This window comes from Pseudomonas sp. TWP3-1, from assembly GCF_049896625.1.
GTDB lineage: Bacteria > Pseudomonadota > Gammaproteobacteria > Pseudomonadales > Pseudomonadaceae > Aquipseudomonas.
In genome coordinates, this window is sequence record NZ_JAFCUQ010000010.1 from 1 (window position 1) to 17,342 (window position 17,342).

Annotated in this window: 21 protein-coding genes and 1 tRNA gene; 7 read left to right on the top strand and 15 right to left on the bottom strand. The window is 57.0% G+C overall.

The genetic code is table 11. From position 1 onward, the window contains the following. Window positions 1–145 precede the first annotated feature (145 nt). From ACP7BN_RS15090 to ACP7BN_RS15100, 3 genes are all read right to left on the bottom strand, one after another. On the bottom strand, window positions 146–1,117 hold the full coding sequence (locus ACP7BN_RS15090) for a magnesium and cobalt transport protein CorA (protein ID WP_426205055.1): 972 nt from the start codon (window positions 1,115–1,117) through the stop codon (window positions 146–148). 135 nt (window positions 1,118–1,252) lie between these two features. After that, window positions 1,253–1,975, bottom strand: a complete 723-nt coding sequence (locus ACP7BN_RS15095; RefSeq protein WP_426205056.1) for a 1-acylglycerol-3-phosphate O-acyltransferase — start codon at window positions 1,973–1,975, stop codon at window positions 1,253–1,255. Window positions 1,976–2,191: 216 nt separating this feature from the next. Further along, window positions 2,192–2,881, bottom strand: a complete 690-nt coding sequence (locus ACP7BN_RS15100; protein ID WP_420650443.1) for a crotonase/enoyl-CoA hydratase family protein — start codon at window positions 2,879–2,881, stop codon at window positions 2,192–2,194. Between the two features lie 295 nt (window positions 2,882–3,176). On the opposite strand from ACP7BN_RS15100, the gene ACP7BN_RS15105 reads away from it, so the two are divergent. Both ACP7BN_RS15105 and ACP7BN_RS15110 read left to right on the top strand, forming a co-directional pair. Next, window positions 3,177–3,266 (top strand) — tRNA-Ser (locus tag ACP7BN_RS15105). A gap of 206 nt (window positions 3,267–3,472) precedes the next feature. Further along, a complete protein-coding gene (locus tag ACP7BN_RS15110) occupies window positions 3,473–3,691 on the top strand; it encodes a hypothetical protein (protein ID WP_426205057.1) in 219 nt (72 codons plus the stop codon). A gap of 75 nt (window positions 3,692–3,766) precedes the next feature. On the opposite strand, the gene ACP7BN_RS15115 is transcribed toward ACP7BN_RS15110, so the two are convergent. Continuing rightward, a complete protein-coding gene (locus ACP7BN_RS15115; protein ID WP_426205058.1) occupies window positions 3,767–4,657 on the bottom strand; it encodes a LysR substrate-binding domain-containing protein in 891 nt (296 codons plus the stop codon). Between the two features lie 104 nt (window positions 4,658–4,761). Here ACP7BN_RS15115 and ACP7BN_RS15120 point away from each other — a divergent pair, with 104 nt between their 5' ends. From ACP7BN_RS15120 to ACP7BN_RS15130, 3 genes are read left to right on the top strand one after another with little or no spacing between them, the layout of a single operon-like run. Beyond that, on the top strand, window positions 4,762–5,619 hold the full coding sequence (locus tag ACP7BN_RS15120; RefSeq protein WP_426205059.1) for an NAD(P)H-dependent oxidoreductase: 858 nt from the start codon (window positions 4,762–4,764) through the stop codon (window positions 5,617–5,619). Continuing rightward, on the top strand, window positions 5,616–5,906 hold the full coding sequence (locus tag ACP7BN_RS15125; protein WP_426205060.1) for a DUF1330 domain-containing protein: 291 nt from the start codon (window positions 5,616–5,618) through the stop codon (window positions 5,904–5,906). The genes ACP7BN_RS15120 and ACP7BN_RS15125 overlap by 4 nt, the downstream gene beginning before the upstream one ends. Before the next feature lie 40 nt (window positions 5,907–5,946). Next, on the top strand, window positions 5,947–6,831 hold the full coding sequence (locus ACP7BN_RS15130; RefSeq protein ID WP_426205061.1) for a DMT family transporter: 885 nt from the start codon (window positions 5,947–5,949) through the stop codon (window positions 6,829–6,831). 298 nt (window positions 6,832–7,129) lie between these two features. Here the strand turns inward: ACP7BN_RS15130 and ACP7BN_RS15135 are convergent, their stop codons facing one another. The 8 genes from ACP7BN_RS15135 to ACP7BN_RS15170 all read right to left on the bottom strand — a co-directional run bounded on the left by ACP7BN_RS15135 (window position 7,130) and on the right by ACP7BN_RS15170 (window position 13,400). Further along, a complete protein-coding gene (locus ACP7BN_RS15135) occupies window positions 7,130–8,323 on the bottom strand; it encodes an Arm DNA-binding domain-containing protein (RefSeq protein ID WP_426205062.1) in 1,194 nt (397 codons plus the stop codon). Window positions 8,324–8,589: 266 nt separating this feature from the next. Next, complete coding sequence (locus tag ACP7BN_RS15140; protein WP_426205063.1) at window positions 8,590–8,838, bottom strand: hypothetical protein; 249 nt, start codon at window positions 8,836–8,838, stop codon at window positions 8,590–8,592. A gap of 66 nt (window positions 8,839–8,904) precedes the next feature. Then, on the bottom strand, window positions 8,905–9,198 hold the full coding sequence (locus ACP7BN_RS15145) for a hypothetical protein (RefSeq protein ID WP_426205064.1): 294 nt from the start codon (window positions 9,196–9,198) through the stop codon (window positions 8,905–8,907). 15 nt (window positions 9,199–9,213) lie between these two features. Then, on the bottom strand, window positions 9,214–12,012 hold the full coding sequence (locus tag ACP7BN_RS15150; protein WP_426205065.1) for a toprim domain-containing protein: 2,799 nt from the start codon (window positions 12,010–12,012) through the stop codon (window positions 9,214–9,216). 2 nt (window positions 12,013–12,014) lie between these two features. Continuing rightward, window positions 12,015–12,248, bottom strand: coding sequence for a hypothetical protein (locus ACP7BN_RS15155; protein ID WP_426205066.1), 234 nt, complete (start codon window positions 12,246–12,248; stop codon window positions 12,015–12,017). Between the two features lie 71 nt (window positions 12,249–12,319). Then, the gene (locus ACP7BN_RS15160) at window positions 12,320–12,688 is read right to left on the bottom strand and encodes a hypothetical protein (protein ID WP_426205067.1); all 369 of its coding nucleotides are present in this window, start codon (window positions 12,686–12,688) and stop codon (window positions 12,320–12,322) included. Continuing rightward, window positions 12,685–13,158: a YmfL family putative regulatory protein gene (locus tag ACP7BN_RS15165; protein WP_426205068.1), complete on the bottom strand. Its 474-nt coding sequence runs from the start codon at window positions 13,156–13,158 to the stop codon at window positions 12,685–12,687. The genes ACP7BN_RS15160 and ACP7BN_RS15165 overlap by 4 nt, the downstream gene beginning before the upstream one ends. Window positions 13,159–13,187: 29 nt before the next feature. Further along, window positions 13,188–13,400, bottom strand: a complete 213-nt coding sequence (locus ACP7BN_RS15170) for a DNA-binding protein (RefSeq protein ID WP_426205069.1) — start codon at window positions 13,398–13,400, stop codon at window positions 13,188–13,190. A gap of 84 nt (window positions 13,401–13,484) precedes the next feature. Here ACP7BN_RS15170 and ACP7BN_RS15175 point away from each other — a divergent pair, with 84 nt between their 5' ends. Beyond that, on the top strand, window positions 13,485–13,835 hold the full coding sequence (locus ACP7BN_RS15175) for a helix-turn-helix domain-containing protein (RefSeq protein WP_426205070.1): 351 nt from the start codon (window positions 13,485–13,487) through the stop codon (window positions 13,833–13,835). A 102-nt stretch (window positions 13,836–13,937) separates the two neighbouring features. Next, window positions 13,938–14,123, top strand: a complete 186-nt coding sequence (locus tag ACP7BN_RS15180; protein WP_426205071.1) for a hypothetical protein — start codon at window positions 13,938–13,940, stop codon at window positions 14,121–14,123. Window positions 14,124–14,178: 55 nt separating this feature from the next. Here ACP7BN_RS15180 and ACP7BN_RS15185 read toward each other — a convergent pair whose 3' ends face one another. The 3 genes from ACP7BN_RS15185 to ACP7BN_RS15195 form a co-directional block, all read right to left on the bottom strand. Beyond that, window positions 14,179–14,436, bottom strand: a complete 258-nt coding sequence (locus ACP7BN_RS15185) for an ogr/Delta-like zinc finger family protein (RefSeq protein ID WP_426205072.1) — start codon at window positions 14,434–14,436, stop codon at window positions 14,179–14,181. A 76-nt stretch (window positions 14,437–14,512) separates the two neighbouring features. After that, a complete protein-coding gene (locus ACP7BN_RS15190; protein ID WP_426205199.1) occupies window positions 14,513–15,382 on the bottom strand; it encodes a phage portal protein in 870 nt (289 codons plus the stop codon). Further along, entirely contained in the window at window positions 15,294–17,336 is a 2,043-nt protein-coding gene (locus tag ACP7BN_RS15195; RefSeq protein WP_426205073.1) for a terminase large subunit domain-containing protein, read from the bottom strand. Before ACP7BN_RS15195 ends, ACP7BN_RS15190 begins: the two co-directional genes overlap by 89 nt. Between the last annotated feature and the right edge of the window lie 6 nt (window positions 17,337–17,342).

The window sequence follows — 17,342 nt, forward strand, 5'->3', positions numbered from 1 at the left end:
ACTGTGTCCCATGACTAACTCGTCGTATCGTTTTATCAGGCGGGCATCTAGCCCAGTCATTTGATATCCATGCCGTCCCTTTATAGACCAGGATCGGGAGATGTGTAGATACCAATGCCCTGTGGGGCCAGCCTGCTGGCGATTCTTACAACCACCCCGACTTTTTGAAACTCGCCCACAAACTCACGCATCCCACCGTAATAAACCCCAATACACCGAAGTAGCCGTAATGCCAGCTCAGCTCTGGCATGTTCTGGAAATTCATCCCGTAGATCCCGGCCACCGCCGTCGGGAATGCCAGAATCGCCGCCCACGCCGCAAACTTGCGCTGCACCACGCTTTGCCGTGAAGCCTCGAGCAATACGCCGATTTCGATGGTCTGGCTGGCGATGTCGGCCAGTGTCGTCAGGTCTTCCATTTGCCGCGTTACATGAATCTGCACATCGCGGAAGTACGGGCGCATGTTCTTGTCGATAAACGGGAAGCTGAGCTTTTGCAGCTCCTCACCGATCTCGACCATCGGCGCTGCATAGCGTCTGAGGCGCAACACATCCCGACGCAAGCCGTGGAGTTTCTGAATGTCGTGTTCATTCAGGGCGCTGCACAGCACGTTGCGCTCCAGCTCATCGATCTCGGCATGGATCGCTTCGCCGACCGGTTGATAGTTCTCGATGACGAAATCCAGCAGCGCATAGAGTACGAAATCTTCCCCATGCTCCAGCAACAGCGGCCGCGCCTCACAGCGTTGGCGGACCAGCGCGTAGGACGCCGAGTGGCCGTTACGCGCAGTAATGATGTAGCCCTTGCCGGCGAAAATATGGGTTTCGATGAACTGCAACACACCGTTCTCGCGCACCGGCGAATAGGTGACGATAAACAAAGCGTCGCCAAAAGTTTCGAGCTTCGGCCGACTGTGTTTCTCCAGAGCATCTTCGATTGCCAGTTCGTGCAGGTTGAACTGGCGTTGCAGATTGGCCAGTTCCTGAGCGTCCGGCTCTTCCAGACCGATCCACACAAAGTGCCCGGTTTTCGCAGCCCAGGCCGCGCCTTCATCGAGGGAAATATTGGTGACTTTCTTACCGGCGCTGTAAACCGCAGCAGCAACAACTCGACCCATGGTGGTGGTTCACTTCTTATTGGCAGATGGCAGGGGAACACGGCTTCAGCTTAGCCGTGTCGATGCTTGAGAGTCAGTGAAATCTGCGCAGTTCACCCGGCAAAAGAAAACCCGCACAAAGCGGGTTTGGTTTTTTCATGCAGCTTGCAACTGCCGGTCCATCGCGGCGATGCATTCACGCATCTGCTCGCGGCACTTTTCGATGAGCATGGGCATGTCGTCCATGCTCAATCCCGCTGTAGGAATTGCCGGCAGCGAGCGTATGAGAATTTCCCCGCTGCGCCAGCGGTTCAGGCGCATGTGCTTGACGTAGCTGCTGACACACACCGGAACAATCGGCACGCCGGCAGCAATCGCCATCTGAAACGCGCCTTTTTTGAACGGCAGCAGATCTTCGCCCAGGTTGCGCGTGCCTTCCGGGAACACCCAGATCGAAGTGTCTTCATGTTGCAAAGTGTGCGTAGTGGTCAGCATCGACTGGCGCGCCTTCTGCGCGTTGCCACGGTCGATCAACACATTGCCGGCCAGCCAGAACAACTGCCCGAACAACGGCACCCACTTCAGGCTTTTCTTGCCGATGCACACGGTCCGGCGCGGCACCACGTTGCCGAACACGAACAGATCGTAGTTGGACTGGTGGTTGGCGATGATCACGCAGCTGTCAGGCTTGTTCATCAGCGGCGCGACATCCGTCTTCACCCGCAGACGCAAAATGTACATGGCGGGCAGTGCGTAGAGACGGGCGCACAAACGGCTGTTGTCCGGATTGAATGGTCGGCAAATACCGAGGAGCACCCCGAGCACACCCGCCAGAATAAAGTGCAGGCCCATCAACAACATACGAAACACAAACAGCATTCTCAGGCCCCACCGGCGCAAAAGGTGGCGCAGTGTACGGATGTGCACTGTTTTCGGCAATTGCTGCTATAGAGTCTGGAGATAGGCGATGTTTAAGCGCATGTTTCCGACTTGAGTGTCAGACGCGTCGTAGAGCTGTTGCGGAGTTTTAAACCGGGCGCGTAAGAAAAAGCCCGACACGACGTTCGGGCTTTTCTTGATCGGCTTTTACTTGGCTCAGCCGAGGTGTTCCTGATCCTGGATGATCGCGTTGTCCAGCGCTTCCAGAAGGGCTTTGCGCACCTTGAGCTTGGTGTTCTTGTGCGCGGTCATGTTGATCTTCTTCAACTGACGCGCTGCGGCCAAAGCGGCGCCTTGCAGCTCCTCGGCAGACACCACCTTGTCGAGAAAACCGGCATCCACTGCGCTCTGCGGATCAAACATCTCGCCATTGATTACCGAGCGGTGGAACGCCGAGCGGCGCAGACGATCACGCGCCAGCTCGATGCCAGCGTGGTGCATCGTCATACCGATCTGCACTTCGTTCAGACCAATGCTGAACGGGCCATCGACACCGATGCGGTAGTCGGCCGACAACAAAATGAACGCACCCTTGGCCACGGCGTGCCCAGGGCACGCGACAATCACCGGGAACGGGTGCGACAGCAAGCGACGGGCGAGGGTAGAGCCGGCAGTCACCAGCGCAACAGCTTCTTTAGGGCCAGTGGTCATCACCTTCAGGTCATAGCCGCCGGACAGAATTCCCGGCTGACCGGTAATGATCACGATGGCACGATCAGTCACCGCCTGATCCAGCGCCGCGTTGAACGCTGCAATCACGTCCGGCGAAATGGCATTGACCTTGCCGTTGCTCAAGGTCAGGGTCGCGATACCGTCTTCGAGATGGTAGGCAATCAGGTCGCTCATGACGCTATTCCTTATAAGAAAGATGGACAGACGTTACCCACCACCGCAGGTCAGGTAAAGCGCTGTGACTGACCCGCCAGTCACCGTTTCGCGCTTCGCGCCGCACCGCTGAGGTATCGCCTTCTATATAGAAGCGTTGCGCCCACCGAAGAATGGCCGGTTTGCCATGGACCGAAGCCAGGTAAAACAGCTAAATCTCTTAAGCGCATGAAAATTCTGAAAAAAAGTTTGCCATCGCAAAAGCTTTCGACTACATTAGCGCGCCTCGACAGACGCAATGCGAATGACGAGAAACGGTGAAGTGTCCGAGTGGCTTAAGGAGCACGCCTGGAAAGTGTGTATACAGGAAACTGTATCGAGAGTTCGAATCTCTCCTTCACCGCCATATTCAGTAAACGCAAACCCCTGATTTTCCTAGAGAAAGTCGGGGGTTTGTGGTTTTTGATGTCTGAAAAATAGCCATATGGGACTGATATGGGACTGGCGCATTATTTTGGTGCGGGAAAGGAGGGGGGCAGTGCGTATCTCGGCCGCTCTACTGCGGCCGCATGAGCTAGGCTGTGCAAACCTCTGATTTCCAGGATGAATCGCATGCCAGATAACTCAATCTCCAACATCGCCACTGCTGATGCACTGACATTACTTCTGCACAACCAGCATGCTCTGGCGGCGGCAATCGAGGAGGTCGCCGTATGGCTTTCAGCCAGTGGCGTGGAGGTAGTTGCAGATAACGCTGTGATTGCTATGGAGACCTTAGACACAAACGCAAAAGCGATTACAGACGCGATTATGCGGATACGGCGGTCCTAAGACTCGCCCTAGCAGGTAGCAAGCGGCCAGAAGCGGACGTTAGTGTGCAACCTTGTCCGGCCCGAGGGGCTTCGATTACCCCTCGTCATCAGTGCAATTTGCAGCGGCAGTCAACCAGTCACGGAATTGTCGTGCGGCCGCGGTCAGAGGCCGATCCTTACTTGTGACCAAGTAATATCCCCTTCCAGTACGCAGTTTGTGCGGAAATAACTGAACCAGGTTGTTTTCATTCAGATCCTCCTCGACAAGCCATGGACTGGTCAGCACCAACCCCTGACTTCGTCTAGCCGCATCGATGGCCGTTTCCGACTGGTCGAATCGTAGATGGCTTGTCATGCCATCGAAGGAGAGGCCGACCTGTGCGAGCCATCGCGACCAATTTGCGTGCGAGGTCGTTATTAGCAGAGTCGCCCGCGTCATATCCTCCACATTTACCGCTTGGAGCCACTCCCGATAAGCAGGGCTGCAATACACGCTCACTTCGTCAGGCAGCAGCAACAGAACATTCAAATTACCATCCTGGCCGTCGAAGTATCGGATAGCCAGATCGTATGTGTGGGAATTGAAATCCACGTTGTCTGCTGAAGCGCTGAGATGAATATTTAGGCCAGGATATCGACTGGTCAGTAGGGGCATGCGTCTTGCGAACCAAGTGTTGGCGAACGCTGGCGGCATGCTCAGACGTACTTGGGATTCGAGTCGACGCTGTAGCGTTGCATTGGCTTGGTCAATCTGCTGCAGCGCGGGCTTTATCTGTTCCCAATAGAGCGTCGCATATTCGGTCGGTTGCAATTTGCGCACGGTGCGTACGAACAAAGGAACGCCCAGCCAATCCTCGAGTTTACGAATCTGCTGGCTCACGGCACCCGGCGTGACAAACAGTTGTTGAGCAGCCAGCGCCGCGCTACCTGTCTGCATAACAGCGTCAAAGCAGGCAATGGCCTTGAGCGGGGTATCAGATCGCATAGATTAGGAATTCTCTCTTATAGCGATAAAACAGATGGTTTGTACGGCATAGGCGACACCCTGACAATCACCTCGTCAATCGTAGAGCTATGTAGGTGCAAGACATGAACATTCTGATCATCCACGCTCACCCCGAACCCAAGTCATTCAACGGCGCGATGACACAGACCGCTGTGAGCACTTTTGAAGCGGCGGGGCATAACGTCCAGGTCAGCGACTTGTATGCCATGGGTTGGAACGCCGCGCTTCACCCGAACGAGTTCGGCGATCGTGCTGATGCAAACTATTTTGATCCGTCCAATGAGCAAGAGCATGCGCAGGCCAATGAGACAGTGTGCCGCGAGGTCGAGCTTGAGCAATCGAAGGTCGCCGAGGCTGACTTGGTCATCTTTCAATTCCCGATGTGGTGGTTTTCCATGCCAGCCATACTCAAAGGATGGGTCGACCGGGTCTTCAGCCGTGGTTTCGCGTACTCGTCTGGGCGAAAGTATGAAACCGGACACCTCAAAGGCAAACGAGCAATGCTAAGCCTTACCACAGGTACGGCCAGCACACTGTATGAGCCAAACGGTGTTGATGGCGATCTGCACCATATTCTGTGGCCCATTCATAACGGGATTCTTGCTTACACCGGTTTTACTGTACTGCCACCTTTTGCCGCATGGATGCCTGCGCGAGTGAGTCAGTTGCAGCGCGAACAGTACCTTCAGGACTACGTTAAGCATTTGTCTGATCTGGACGAACTCCAACCCTTGTTCTTCCATCCCCGTCGAGATTACGACGAGCATCAACAACTCAAGCCAGGGGTCATCGCTCAGTCCGGTGTTCAGTGGAACCCGCGCGCAGAACAGACCTTCGAGGAGGCGGCAAGCAGTTTTGCGCAGCGCCGCATTGAAGATAAAACGAACTCACAAACTGCACGCGTCAACCAGATTAACTCCGCACTGGAGGATCCACAGTGAAAGGCTATTGGATCATTCTTGGAACGGATGTAATCGACGCTGATGCACAAAAAGAATATAGCCGGCTTTGGGCGCCGATATGTAAGAAGTATGGCGCCAGCGTCAGGCTTTTGGATCAAGGCGCGCTGCTGGAGTCAGTGACCACCAAACGTGTACTGGTTGTCGAGTTCCCGAGTTATGAACAGGCCAAGGCCTGCAACATTGACCCTGATTACGCTAAAGCCAGGTCGGTCGCGTTTCGCGCTTATAAGCGAGAAATGATAATAATCGAAGGTAACTTGGCATAACTTTTTGCGGGGCTGTTAGATGAGAAAGGCAGTTGACGGCATGGCCACGGGAATCATGGTTTTGCTATGCCTGGTCTGGGGAGCGCAACAGGTCGCAATGAAGGCAATTGCTGAGGACGTGTCACTCATGATGCAGGTCTCACTACGATCTGGAGTCGCGGCACTTCTGGTATGGCTCGCAGGCCGGTGGATATTGCGCGAGGCTTGGCTGCCAGGCGTCGGGCGACGCTCCGGTCTGGTCGTAGGCGCATTGTTCGCTGCTGAGTTCCTCTTTATCGCTGAAGGTTTGCGCTGGACGAGCGCATCGCATATGGCTGTATTCCTTTACACCGCACCACTGTTTGCCGCTATAGGTCTGCATATCCGGTTGCCGGAAGAACGCTTGAGCCTGCCTCAATGGCTTGGTATGGGCATGGCTTTTCTTGGCATCGCGGTAACGTTTTTGTTGCCTCGGGAGAACGCAGGAGGTGCTGCCATTTCGCACGGCCTGTTTGGCGATTTTCTCGGTCTGTGCGCTGGTATTTCCTGGGGGCTCACTACGGTCGCCGTGCGCTCCAGCAGATTAGCTGAAGCTCCAGCTACGCAGACTCTGTATTACCAATTGGTCGGCGCCTTCCTGCTAGTACTCCCCTTGGCATGGTTGACAGGGCAAACTTCTGTGCAGCTCAGTCCACAAACATGGGCCAGTTTAGGATTCCAGACGCTGGTCGTATCATTCGCCAGTTATTTAGTTTGGTTCTGGATGCTTCGCCGTTACCTTGCAGCACGCCTTGGTGTGATGGCTTTCATGACCCCGCTGTTTGGTGTGCTGATGGGATATCTCTGGCTGGATGAGCATACGACGTTGGGTTTCCTACTGGGGGCAGGATTGACCGTGGCAGGCCTGCTCGTGGTTAATATGAGCAAAGGCACGGTTGCTCCTTGAATTGTGAGAGCAAAGTCAAACCGGGACCGCCCTTCATCAATGGCTGCTTTGGTCGAGAGTCTGTCGAGAACGGCAGCTAGTGGCCGATCGCGGGCTTTGATAGCCGATGGATAGAATTCCAGCCTATGTTCAATCGGCCCCCACACCTAGGCCAGGCGTGGGGGCCTTTTTGTGGGGGCACGGAAACCACGACCGCCGGGACTGGTCTGCCATCCTTCGACGGTCTGGTCGACGCTCACTTGGCTGTGTACTTGGGCCAGCCTGATAGCGTCGGGGTGCTTTGCCGAAAGCGTGGGCCTCAGCGAATTTCGTGTGGAGCTGTAGCAGGGGCCAGCTTCAACGCCAGTTGCAACATGCCCACCACGTCCGGTCCGTCCTCGTTAATCCATGTCCCGTAATGCTGACGGATCATGTTGCCGTTGGTGTGGCCCATCTGCTCGGCAATCCAGTCGATCGAGGCGACACCGGTGGTCAGCAACTGACTGGCGTAGGTGTGCCGGCACTGGCCAGGTCCGCGATAACGCACCCCGGCCGCGAGCAAATGCGCTTTGAAGAATCGATCACGCACCACGAAGTCGTTGGCATGCGGCAGGCCGCTTTTGGTGTTCAGGAAGACAAAATGCAGTTTGTGCTGGCGGACGGTCTTGTTGTCCCGCTCGACGATCTCCACCGTTTCCGCTTTCCTGTGCCGGTTTAAAGCATCGATCTTGCGCAGTGCCTCCCACGCCGGTGCCAGCAGGCGCACCCGGCGTGTCGAGCGGCGGGTTTTCGTCACCCGGTATGCCCCGCGTACCTTGGACCGGCGAAAAGTCACCGTGCCTTGCGCCAGATCGACATCCTCCCAGGCCAGGGCGATCGTCTCCGAGACCCGAGGACCGGCCCATACCATGAACTGCACCATCAACAGCTCCTGCGTGCGTTGGGTCGGGGTGTCGAGGATCTGTTTGATTTCGGCCCGGGTGAACGGATCCGGCGCTTCGGGATCGGGCAGGCGCACCATCAAACCCTCGGTGGGATCGTGCGCGACTTTCATCCGCGTGCGGTACAGCCGAAACACCTGGCGCACGTTGCTGATGAGGTCGCGAATGGTCTTGTTCTTGAGGGTTTTCGACAGCGTGTCCTGAATCCACACCTGCAGGTCCAGGTGGTCGATCTGGTTGATCTGGACCTTGCCCCAGCGCGGCCGCACATGCACCTCGGCTTTGTTCGCGTAACCCCGATAGCTGGATGCCGCCACGCTGTTGGCCTTGATCTTCAGCCACAGATCCAAATAGTGGCCGAAGGTGTTTTCCACCAGCCTGGCCGAGTGCGGGAAGTGCCGCGCGTAATCAAAAGTGCCGGTCTGGATTTCATATTCGATGATGTCGGCCAAACGTTTGGCCTGGGCCACGGTGGCCGGTGTATTGCCGCCCGGGATCGCTTCCCGGCATTTTTCCCCGTTGTATTGAAAAAAGATTCTCACGGAATTGCCGCGAGCTTCGACGCCACTCATGTAAACCCCTAACGCTGTACTCGTGTATCGACAGTCTGACGATCGGAAACAAAAAGGCCCGTTTCCGGGCCAAGTATCTGGAAGCATGTCTTCTGGTGGACGCGGCTTACGATTTGGGCTTGTGCTCGCGTCGATGGGCGTTCTGCAGCTGACGCCGGCGGCTGCATTTGAGGTGGTTGCCCTGGGCACGCCACTTGCCGCATTGGTCGCACACGCTGGTCAGGTCTAGGTTCCAGGGAAAGCGCCGTGCGGAGGTTGCGGGGTCATTAGACATGGCGTGATACACCCCGTGTGGCGGGGGTGGCGAGCAACCGCGTCACCACGGCGGCATCCGTCGCGCTCAGTTCGCCCAGGGTGCGGGCCATCTGGCTGAGGCTTTCGAGGCGGGTGCGCGATTCAGGGGTTTTGTGTACCAGGTAACCGATCACGGCCGCGCCGATGATGGCGGTGGCCGCCAGGTGCCGCGCCGGTGTGGTAGCCTGCGTGCCGCTGCTGCTTGGGGTCTGTGCTTGCATGGTATTGCCCTCGGTAGTGGTCAGGTGTCGGGGAGCTGCAACTCCTCGGCACTGCTTCTTTTACGATCAGTCCTTGCGTGCCAGGTGAATCACCAGGCCATCGAACTCCGGCACATGCTCAACGCATGATTGCCACTCCAGCACCCGCAAAATCTGTTGCCTGCTGCAGTCGTCCACGAGGATTTCGCGCTGGCCACCGGCTGCCCGAACTTCCAGAATCCCCAGCAAACCGTCCTCGCAATAAGCCCCGGCCTGGATGATCGGCGCACTCTGGCCGGTGAAGTCCAGCCGGTCTTGCACTGATTGGAGCTTGTTGGTTTTGCCGTCGCCGGCATTGCCCATAAACACTTGGATCTGCATCGGTCTTGCTCTCCTTTACGCCTTGAAAGTCCAGCACTTGACGGTTGTCGGCCGGGGTTGTGAAACGGGGTTGCGGTGGTTGAAGGCCGCGCGCACGGCGCTGTGCACCGCCTTGTTGCTGTCGAGAAACTTGCGCGAGCGAGACTCTTTGAGCAGGTCGCGCAACATCGCCACGTCGGCCAGCTTTTGTTTGTGTTCGGCCGCGCGTTCGCAGAATTCGTTGAGGTTGATGGCGATCACGCTCGGGTCACTGCTGTGGTCGACCACCGGATCCTCACTCAGCGATTCGAGGTAGTCGTAGACCTCCCAAAACTCGGCGACGGCCGGATGGTCGGAGCTGATCGACGCCTGGCGCTCGATGGCCATCCGCACGATCTGGCGCTGGGTGGCGGCGACTTGCGGATCACTCAGTTTCAGGACCAGGCGCAGGCCATCGAGCAGCGAGAGCAATTGCGCGTGGTTCTTGCTGATGCGCTCCACGCGGATGTAGCCGCGCAGGTCGTAACCGCAACTGCTGCAGTTGCCTTGGTCGCTGGTATAGGCAGCGCTGCAGGCAAAACAGTGGGTGTGCAGCCGGCGCAGCTTGGCTTCGTGTTCGGGCATACGCTGGGCGAACAACTCCAGCACCGCGGATTCTTTGCCCACGGCGCGCAGCAGGAAGTGGCTGAGAGTGCTGCCGTCCAGCGCGTTCATCTGATCAGCGGCCGCACGGCTTTCCGGGGTGACGATCGGGCGTACGAAGTGCAGCTTGACGATGCGCGTCATGATCGCCTCGTGGGCGACCACGGCCGCGTTCTGGCTGATGGCGATCGTTCCGCGAAAGGGCGGCTCATAAGTTTCGTTGCCAGCGGTCTTGACGCCTTTGGTGGCGAGGGTGCCGCCACCGTAAAAGTCTTTCAGCTCGTCCCATTCGAAGGTTTTAGCGTGTGCTCGATCATCGCCATGGCGATCGGCTTCCAGGAACACAACCGGCATGCCGGACACCTGACCCATCAGGCGCGAGCGCCCGGCCTTGGTCGATTTCATCGGGTCGAAACCTTCATAGCCTTCGCGGCCGAGCAGTTTCCACAGCAGGTTGAGCAGGGTGGTTTTACCGGCGCCGGCCTCACCGGTGGCTTCCAGAAAGGGGAAGGACTGGTAGCGTGCGCGGATCTGTTCGCAAAACAACGAGCCGAAGAAAAAAGTCAGGGCGACGAAGCCTTGGGCGCCAAAGCAGGTCCACAGCAACTTTACCCACTGCTCGTTGAAGTCTTTTCCATCACGCTGCAGCTTGATCGGGACGCCTTTCTGCAGAGTTTTCAGGCGCAGCTTGCCGAACTCGAAATAGTCCTCACTGTTGACCTTGTAGGTGGTCCCGTCCTTGATCGCGATATCGCCGTAGACGTAGCAGGCGTATTCCTTGCTGTAGCCCACGTAGTCGATGGTCGAAACGGTTTTGATGCCGAATAGCTGGTCTTTCATCAGCTTGTCGAGCTGCTGACCACTGCCCGTGAACATCGCACCCGCTGCCATGCCGAGCAGGCGCTTTTTGAATTCACTTGCGGCCGATAGCTGACCGCTAGTGAAGGTGTTTTTCACGCTCTCGGAGTCGTGCGGGAAGTCCACACGGAGGTAGTACCAAGACTCGTCCGTGACTTCGTTGCGTTGAAAATACAGGGCTTGCGGGTAGCAGTTGGCAATCTCCACGACGCTGCCGGACTGCTGCAGTGCCTTTTCGCGTTGCTGCGCTTGGTTGAGCAGTTGGTCGTCGTGGTTTTCGCTGTCCTCGATGTCGGACATCGCCCGGTTGAATTTCTCCATGTCCAACTTGAACCAGTACAGACGGCTACCGAACCCCAGGTGAAATTCCCCGCGTTTGTTCCAGTCGTACATCAGTAGGGCTTTTTCCGCCGCGCTTTCCGCCAGCAGCAGGGCGCCCTGATGACGGGCGTGCTTGAGGTCGGTGGCGATCTGTTCGGCACGCTTGGTGTCGTCCTGGATAAAGCTCCAGCGCTGGTGCAGATCGTTCCAGTCCGCTTTGCGGCCGTCGCGTTGCGGGATCTGCGCAGACTCGCAGACGAAGCCCAAGGCTCGCGCCTCACGTACCCAGCGCTTGGTGTAGGCGTTGGCGCTTGGCTCGTTATCCAGCGCCCATACCAGCTTGGGCAGCTTCCCGCCCTCACGCGTTTTCACCAACGCCTTGAGCGAATCACCGGGGAAGGCGTTGGACGACATGGCGGATACCGCCGCAATGTCGTTGTGCACCAGCGCGATGGCATCAAAGATGCCTTCGACGATCCAGATTTCCTTCGCTTCAAGCAGGTCGACGCAGGGCGGGCACCACCAGACGCCGCGATAGCTGTCTTTGGATTTGAAGCGGGCCTTCATCTTGCCGAAACGGTGCGGCTGATCAATCAAACGTTCCCACCAGCCGCCTTTTTCCAAAGCGAAGCGCACGGTGGCGCTGCCGGCGTTGTGTTCAGGTGAATAGAAACTTTCCTGCGTGAACCAGCCCTGGACCAGCTCAAACCGAAAGCCCCGGGCAAACTCCAGGTAAGCACGCGCAGTGGCATTGGGGTGTTGATCCGTAGCTGGCGCTCGCTTGCTCCAGTCTTCAAAAAGATCGTCGTACAGCTCTTTCACATGCAGGGTGTGGCCACACTTTTCGGGACGACCACAGATCACCATCCACGGCGTATCAAACCGCGAGTACAGCTCTTTTTTCCTGCACTTGGGGCATGTGCCGCCGCGCATGTAGTCAGTGCCAGTACGGTGCTTAAGCCCGAAGTCAGACTGGAGGCGTTGCAACACGTCGTGGCGAAGGTCTTCTTTCATGGTTACTTCACTGCTTTGAGGCTGAGGGAGAGGGCTGCCATCAGGCGTTTCTGAGCAGCCATCACCGGGGTTCTTTCGAGAATTGAGCTGTGCCGTTTTTCTTGTGGGACATAGCGGTATTCATCGGCATACCAGTAGTCGTTAAGGCTCAAGCGGTACTGCTCACGCATCGCAGCCAGAAGCGCTTCGGCCTCTGCGGATGGCAGCTGAGCGGTCAGAATTACGGCGTTTCCCATCTTGAAACCTCGATTTCGGGCGCAGCTCACCCATACCCACGGGCTGTAGGCTCAGGATTGTTTAAGGAGAATTAGAAAAGGGTGCAGGAACGGCGAAGGCTTTCGCCCTCTGTGACGATGATGCGTTCGTAGATCAGATCGACAGGCACGGACCACGACATCCCAGATGTAGGCTCGTAGATTTCGACGGTGGTCTGTGAACTCGCTCCCAAGTCAATACACTGGCCGCTGCGAACATCGTTCCACTCGCTGTACGCGAGTTCGGCCAGCCTGCGCGCAATAGGTAAGTCAACATTCAGCGTCGCAACTAGGTGGCTAGTGATGCGGCTTAAAAGCTGAGTGTCGTTGTGTAGATGCTCTGAGTGATGACGTACCAGGAAGCCTTTGGCCGCGATCAACATGCTGTCTTGATAATCCTGCTGCTTAATCGAATTGGTCACTTGGCTTTCCCTGTGCGGTATAGGGCGATGGCTGCCAACACTTCCGCGTGTCGAGCTGCCACATGAAGGTCGTGAGCATCCAAAATAAGCTCTGCTTCCTCCTCGCTGATTGAGCCATCCTCCAGAGCTTTGGCGATCGCTTGATCTACACAACCGCGCTGAGCTGCGACCTGCACCGAGCGGATGTAAAGCTCGACGTTGTCCAAGGTCTCAGGATCAGCCACCGGCACGAACAACCCGCCATACATCGACGCGATGTAGTTAGGGAGATGGTGAGTACCGCAATCCTGTTCGAGCATGAAAACGTGCGAATCACTGAGTGGACTGCAGCCGGCGTTTTCATAGGCATGGTTGTCGAACTTTTTTAGCTTGATCCCCAAGCGCGCTGCGGCGGCTTCGCGCCCGCCGGCATAACAACGAATGATCTCGCTCATAACTTCTTTGCGGGTATCTAGGATTGGCTTTTTCATCTTCTACTTTTCCCTGTTGGTCGATGTCGTTACTGTTCGATCACACCCTTCTTAACGCCGAGCAATACTGCGGCGCGGTGTGCCTCCCCTCGGCGACATTGGCTTTGGCCACTCAGCACTGCGTAAACAGTGCTGGGACTCAGGTTGTGTAAAAGAGCAAAGTCCTTTGCGGATTGACCGCGCTTCTCCAATGCTCCCCGCGCTCGTTCGCGGGCTTGCTCGCTGATGCTTGTCTTCGGCATAGTGCAAATCCATGCAATTTCATGTGGTGTGAAATGCAGAATGATGCACTTCGATGCATTTGTAAATATTTAGGGTGAATAATTTTGCATCTTTCTGAAGATATTGGTTCTCGCCTGCAGGAAGAACGGAAGCGCTGCGGAATGACCCAAGCCGAGATTGCCGAGGCAATCGGCGTTGTGAAGCGTACTCAAGCGAATTACGAGGCAGGTACAAGCGATGCGCCTGCGCCGTACTTGAGCAAGGTCGCAACTCAGTTCGGTTTTGATATCCCCTACATCCTTACCGGCTTTCGAACAAACCTGGCCGAAAGCGTTTTGAACGATGTGGAAGACTGCCTAATCACGCAGTTTCGAAGCATCCCCGAGGACGACCAAAAAGCGATTCGCCGAATTCTTGAAGCCATGTCTGATGACGCAGCCCGGCACAGGAAATAACTCGCGACAAAGCCTCTGATCCATTGGGGTTGTTCTCATTCCAAAGCCGTTTGTATCACTTCATAAAGTCCATTCAGCAATGCACTTTATGGAGTAGTAAGCATGTTGGATCGCAAGAAGAACGGTCAGACCGCGTTCGAAAACACCGAGTCGCAAGCAACTGGACTCACTGTCATCGAGCGTCGTTTGATTGATCTGTATCGCCGGCTGAACCTGGTTGAACAGCAGCAAGTTCGCCGGGTGACCGAGATACTGGCAATCAACCCAAAGGAGGCAGCAGGGGGCTGAACGTCATTCTTTGAATGATCCCGATCGCCAACGCGCCAGCGTTGGCGGTTTGCAACTAAGCCACCGCCTGCGATCCCAGTCGTTCGAAAAGCTCGCGCTGTTTCGCCGTGGGCATCTCCCTCAATCGATCTAACAGCATCCTTTCGAACGACTGAGCCGATGGACTCAGCGTGTGAGAAAACGTCAACTCTGCGACCCATGTGTGCCCGCACTTTGCATCCAGGCACTGGCAGTACAGCTTCGCGAAATCCACGGAAAACTTCTCTCTTGAAGCGATCCGTCCCCGATGTCCGCATTTGCATTCAACTCTCATTGTGTCCCTCCCCAGGGGCAGCTGATCGCCACCATTTTGCCACAACATGCAGTGGTATTCTCTTTTGAAAAGCACCCTATGCAGTGGTATCCACTGGTTCTGGTTCGGCTCTCCAGCTAAAGCGCCTGTCCTCGCGAAGTACGGTATTCAGCTGGCTGAACAGCTGACATATCGGCCGAATCTCGTTGCTGGTGTACACCCGATCGATCTTTTCGATGTCGCCGAAACCGCCGGTGTTTTCCGGAATGATGCCTGCCAGCGCCGGGTTCATTCGCCAGGCGGCGATGACGTCATTTCGGGTGATGTTTTTCACCTTCTCCAGCTCGTCTTTGGCTTGGAAATCACCCACCGGGATGATCTGGATCGCGTTTTCCTTGCCGTTGGGAATGTTGACGAACATCGAGCGGAAGTTACCCACACCCTTGCTGGCGCTGATCTGTGCGCGCAGTTCGTCTTCGTCCTCTTCGGTCAGGTCGGGGTCATTGGTGTAGAAGATGTAGCCCGCGTGGGCGCCGTTGCTGTAGTACCGGCGTCGGAATAGGGTGGCGGCTTCATTGAGCAGCAGCGCTTGCAGGCCGCCGAGATAATCCGGGATCCCGTAGATGTTCTGTTCCACGTCGTAGTCCAGGACATGGGAGATTTCATGCTGTTCGAACTCCATTTCCTTGTTGTCGGGCAGCAGCATGACGAAGCCGCCCCCGACCTTGACCCGCATGTTGATCGCCGGGAGGTGCTGCAGCTCTAGCACCTGGCCGAACGCGTTGGTGTCGTTGTAGAAGTACGATTCGCCAAAGACCATGTAGTCCAGCCCGGCGCGGCCCATCGTCTCTGTGCTGCAGCCAGCCGAGGCGATGAACTCACGCAGCAACAGGTTGCGCTTGAACTTGGGAATGGCGCCGTGGTGAGCGTTGGCGCGCAGCAGCTTGGCCAGCCCTGCCCGCGACACTGGCGGCTTGTAGATCTTGCCGTCGTCGCTGGGGAACACTCCCACGTACTCGCCGATGTTGCCGGACAGCACCTGTTCCGGCTCCCCGAACGTGAATGAGCGCATCGGCTGTTGCGGTGATTGGACTGTGTGCTGCTTTCTGCGTTTGCGGTTGGCCATGGCTGCTCTGGTTACTCGTGACGTAGCGGCTGCGGCGCCGCTTGTTGGTGTTCAAAGGTTCGTTGGCCAAGGCGTGCATGATCGCCCAGGCAATGTCGGCGTGGCCGGTGGCATCGGTGCGCGAAGCGCTGTAGGTGATCTGGCCACTGTTGGTGGATCCGCGCTTGATGGTCAGGAACGCCTGCGCGATATCCGTCCAGCCGGCGTCCCACTCGATGCGACTGCCTTGGATCGTGTCCTGGGCTTTGAGCACCAGGGCGTTTTTCGCCTCAAGGCTGTAGTGAATCGGTGTCGCCTTGGCGTAGAAGTCGCGCACGATGTCGAATACCCCGTAACCCACGCCGGTGACATCGATACCGATGTGCTGGACGTTGAAGCGCTCGGTCAGTTTCTTGACTTGGGAAGCCTGGTAGGTGAACGAGTGGCCCCGCCAGCTGTGTTTTTCCAGGATCCGGAACTTCGCCCCGGGTTCGAGCGGTGGCGCGATGACCACGCAGGTTGCGTCGTCGCGGGTGCGGCTCGGGTCGTACCCCAGCCAGACCGGACTGTTGCCGAACGGCCGATCCAGATCTGGGTTGTAGTCCTCCCAGAACGATTGGTCGGAATAGCAGCGCTCCAGATCCTTGAGGCTGAACGCGCTCTGGGTGCTGTCGATGAACTTGCAATAGAACAGCTGCTGAAACTTGTCCTCGTCGTACTCCAGCTGCAGCTGCTCCAGATCGAACAGGTCGCAGCCGCCAGCGATTGCATCGTCCAGGGTGATCGTCTTGCGCCATTGTCCGTCCGGACACAGTGCGCCCTGCGTGTAAGCCGTTTCGCTCGGCCACACGCCGCCGGCCTTCTTGCCGCGCTTACTGTTGCGAAATTCCTCTCCCGACCAGAACGGGTACGCCTGGTGCGAAACCGCGCTGGGCGTCGAGAAATAGGTTTTTCGCCATTTCTTGTGCGTGCCCATGGCGCTGGCCACGGTGCTCAGCTTGTCGAAGTCGCGAATCCAGAAATACTCGTCGACGTAGACGTGACCGTGATAGCCCTGGGCGGTGCTGCTGTTGGTGCTGAGAAAACGCAGTTCGGCGCCGTTGCTGAGTGTGATGGGATTGCCCGTCAGCTCGATGCCGAACCACTGCTGGGCGAACTGGATGATGTAGCTGCGGAAGATCTCGGACTGCGATCGGCTGGCGGACAGGAATACCTGGTTATCGCCACTCAGTACGGCGTCCATGAATGCTTCGCCGGCGAAGTAGTACGTCAGACCAACCTGTCGGCTTTTGAGGATGTTCCGGACGCGGCGCGTCAGCGGGTTTTGCTTCGCCGCGAACAGCTCTTTCTGGTAGCCGTACATCTTGGAGATGAACTTATCCAGGAAGTCCACTTCGGTCAGGCCACTGATGTCGTTCTTCGCCTTCTTTTCCCGCTTCTTGCCGCCGCCCTCAGCCCGATCGCGACGCTGTCCGGAGGGGCGTTCGCGTGGTTCGTCCGAGCTGTCTGGCGGCGCTGTCGGCGTCGGTTTGTTCGATTGCTTGATCAGGCGTTCGCGCAGGGTGGTGAGGCGTTCCAGCTCGTCGAGTTCCCCCTTCGTCAGCGTGTCGGTTTTCTCAAGGATCAACGTGATCCGCCGGCTGACGGCGGTCAGTGGTTCTTCGTCCGTCAGCATCTCGTCCCAGCATCCTTGGCGGATCCAGTAGTAGACGATTCGGATATTGGGCAGCTTCAAATGCGCCTGGATTTCCTTCACCGAACAACGGCGCAGGTAGAGGCGTTTTGCGGCTTCTTTGACTTCGGTCGGGTAGTTCATGGGCCG

Excerpts from the sequence above, each read along its gene's own strand:
- ACP7BN_RS15165 (WP_426205068.1), bottom strand. The coding sequence starts at position 13,158 with ATGAAAAAGCCAATCCTAGATACCCGCAAAGAAGTTATGAGCGAGATC.
- ACP7BN_RS15100 (WP_420650443.1), bottom strand. The coding sequence starts at position 2,881 with ATGAGCGACCTGATTGCCTACCATCTCGAAGACGGTATCGCGACCCTG.
- ACP7BN_RS15195 (WP_426205073.1), bottom strand. The coding sequence starts at position 17,336 with ATGAACTACCCGACCGAAGTCAAAGAAGCCGCAAAACGCCTCTACCTG.
- ACP7BN_RS15090 (WP_426205055.1), bottom strand. The coding sequence starts at position 1,117 with ATGGGTCGAGTTGTTGCTGCTGCGGTTTACAGCGCCGGTAAGAAAGTC.
- ACP7BN_RS15095 (WP_426205056.1), bottom strand. The coding sequence starts at position 1,975 with ATGCTGTTTGTGTTTCGTATGTTGTTGATGGGCCTGCACTTTATTCTG.
- ACP7BN_RS15130 (WP_426205061.1), top strand. The coding sequence starts at position 5,947 with ATGGCCACGGGAATCATGGTTTTGCTATGCCTGGTCTGGGGAGCGCAA.
- ACP7BN_RS15150 (WP_426205065.1), bottom strand. The coding sequence starts at position 12,012 with ATGAAAGAAGACCTTCGCCACGACGTGTTGCAACGCCTCCAGTCTGAC.
- ACP7BN_RS15180 (WP_426205071.1), top strand. The coding sequence starts at position 13,938 with ATGTTGGATCGCAAGAAGAACGGTCAGACCGCGTTCGAAAACACCGAG.
- ACP7BN_RS15155 (WP_426205066.1), bottom strand. The coding sequence starts at position 12,248 with ATGGGAAACGCCGTAATTCTGACCGCTCAGCTGCCATCCGCAGAGGCC.
- ACP7BN_RS15185 (WP_426205072.1), bottom strand. The coding sequence starts at position 14,436 with ATGAGAGTTGAATGCAAATGCGGACATCGGGGACGGATCGCTTCAAGA.
- ACP7BN_RS15140 (WP_426205063.1), bottom strand. The coding sequence starts at position 8,838 with ATGCAAGCACAGACCCCAAGCAGCAGCGGCACGCAGGCTACCACACCG.
- ACP7BN_RS15145 (WP_426205064.1), bottom strand. The coding sequence starts at position 9,198 with ATGCAGATCCAAGTGTTTATGGGCAATGCCGGCGACGGCAAAACCAAC.
- ACP7BN_RS15135 (WP_426205062.1), bottom strand. The coding sequence starts at position 8,323 with ATGAGTGGCGTCGAAGCTCGCGGCAATTCCGTGAGAATCTTTTTTCAA.
- ACP7BN_RS15120 (WP_426205059.1), top strand. The coding sequence starts at position 4,762 with ATGAACATTCTGATCATCCACGCTCACCCCGAACCCAAGTCATTCAAC.
- ACP7BN_RS15170 (WP_426205069.1), bottom strand. The coding sequence starts at position 13,400 with ATGCCGAAGACAAGCATCAGCGAGCAAGCCCGCGAACGAGCGCGGGGA.
- ACP7BN_RS15115 (WP_426205058.1), bottom strand. The coding sequence starts at position 4,657 with ATGCGATCTGATACCCCGCTCAAGGCCATTGCCTGCTTTGACGCTGTT.
- ACP7BN_RS15110 (WP_426205057.1), top strand. The coding sequence starts at position 3,473 with ATGCCAGATAACTCAATCTCCAACATCGCCACTGCTGATGCACTGACA.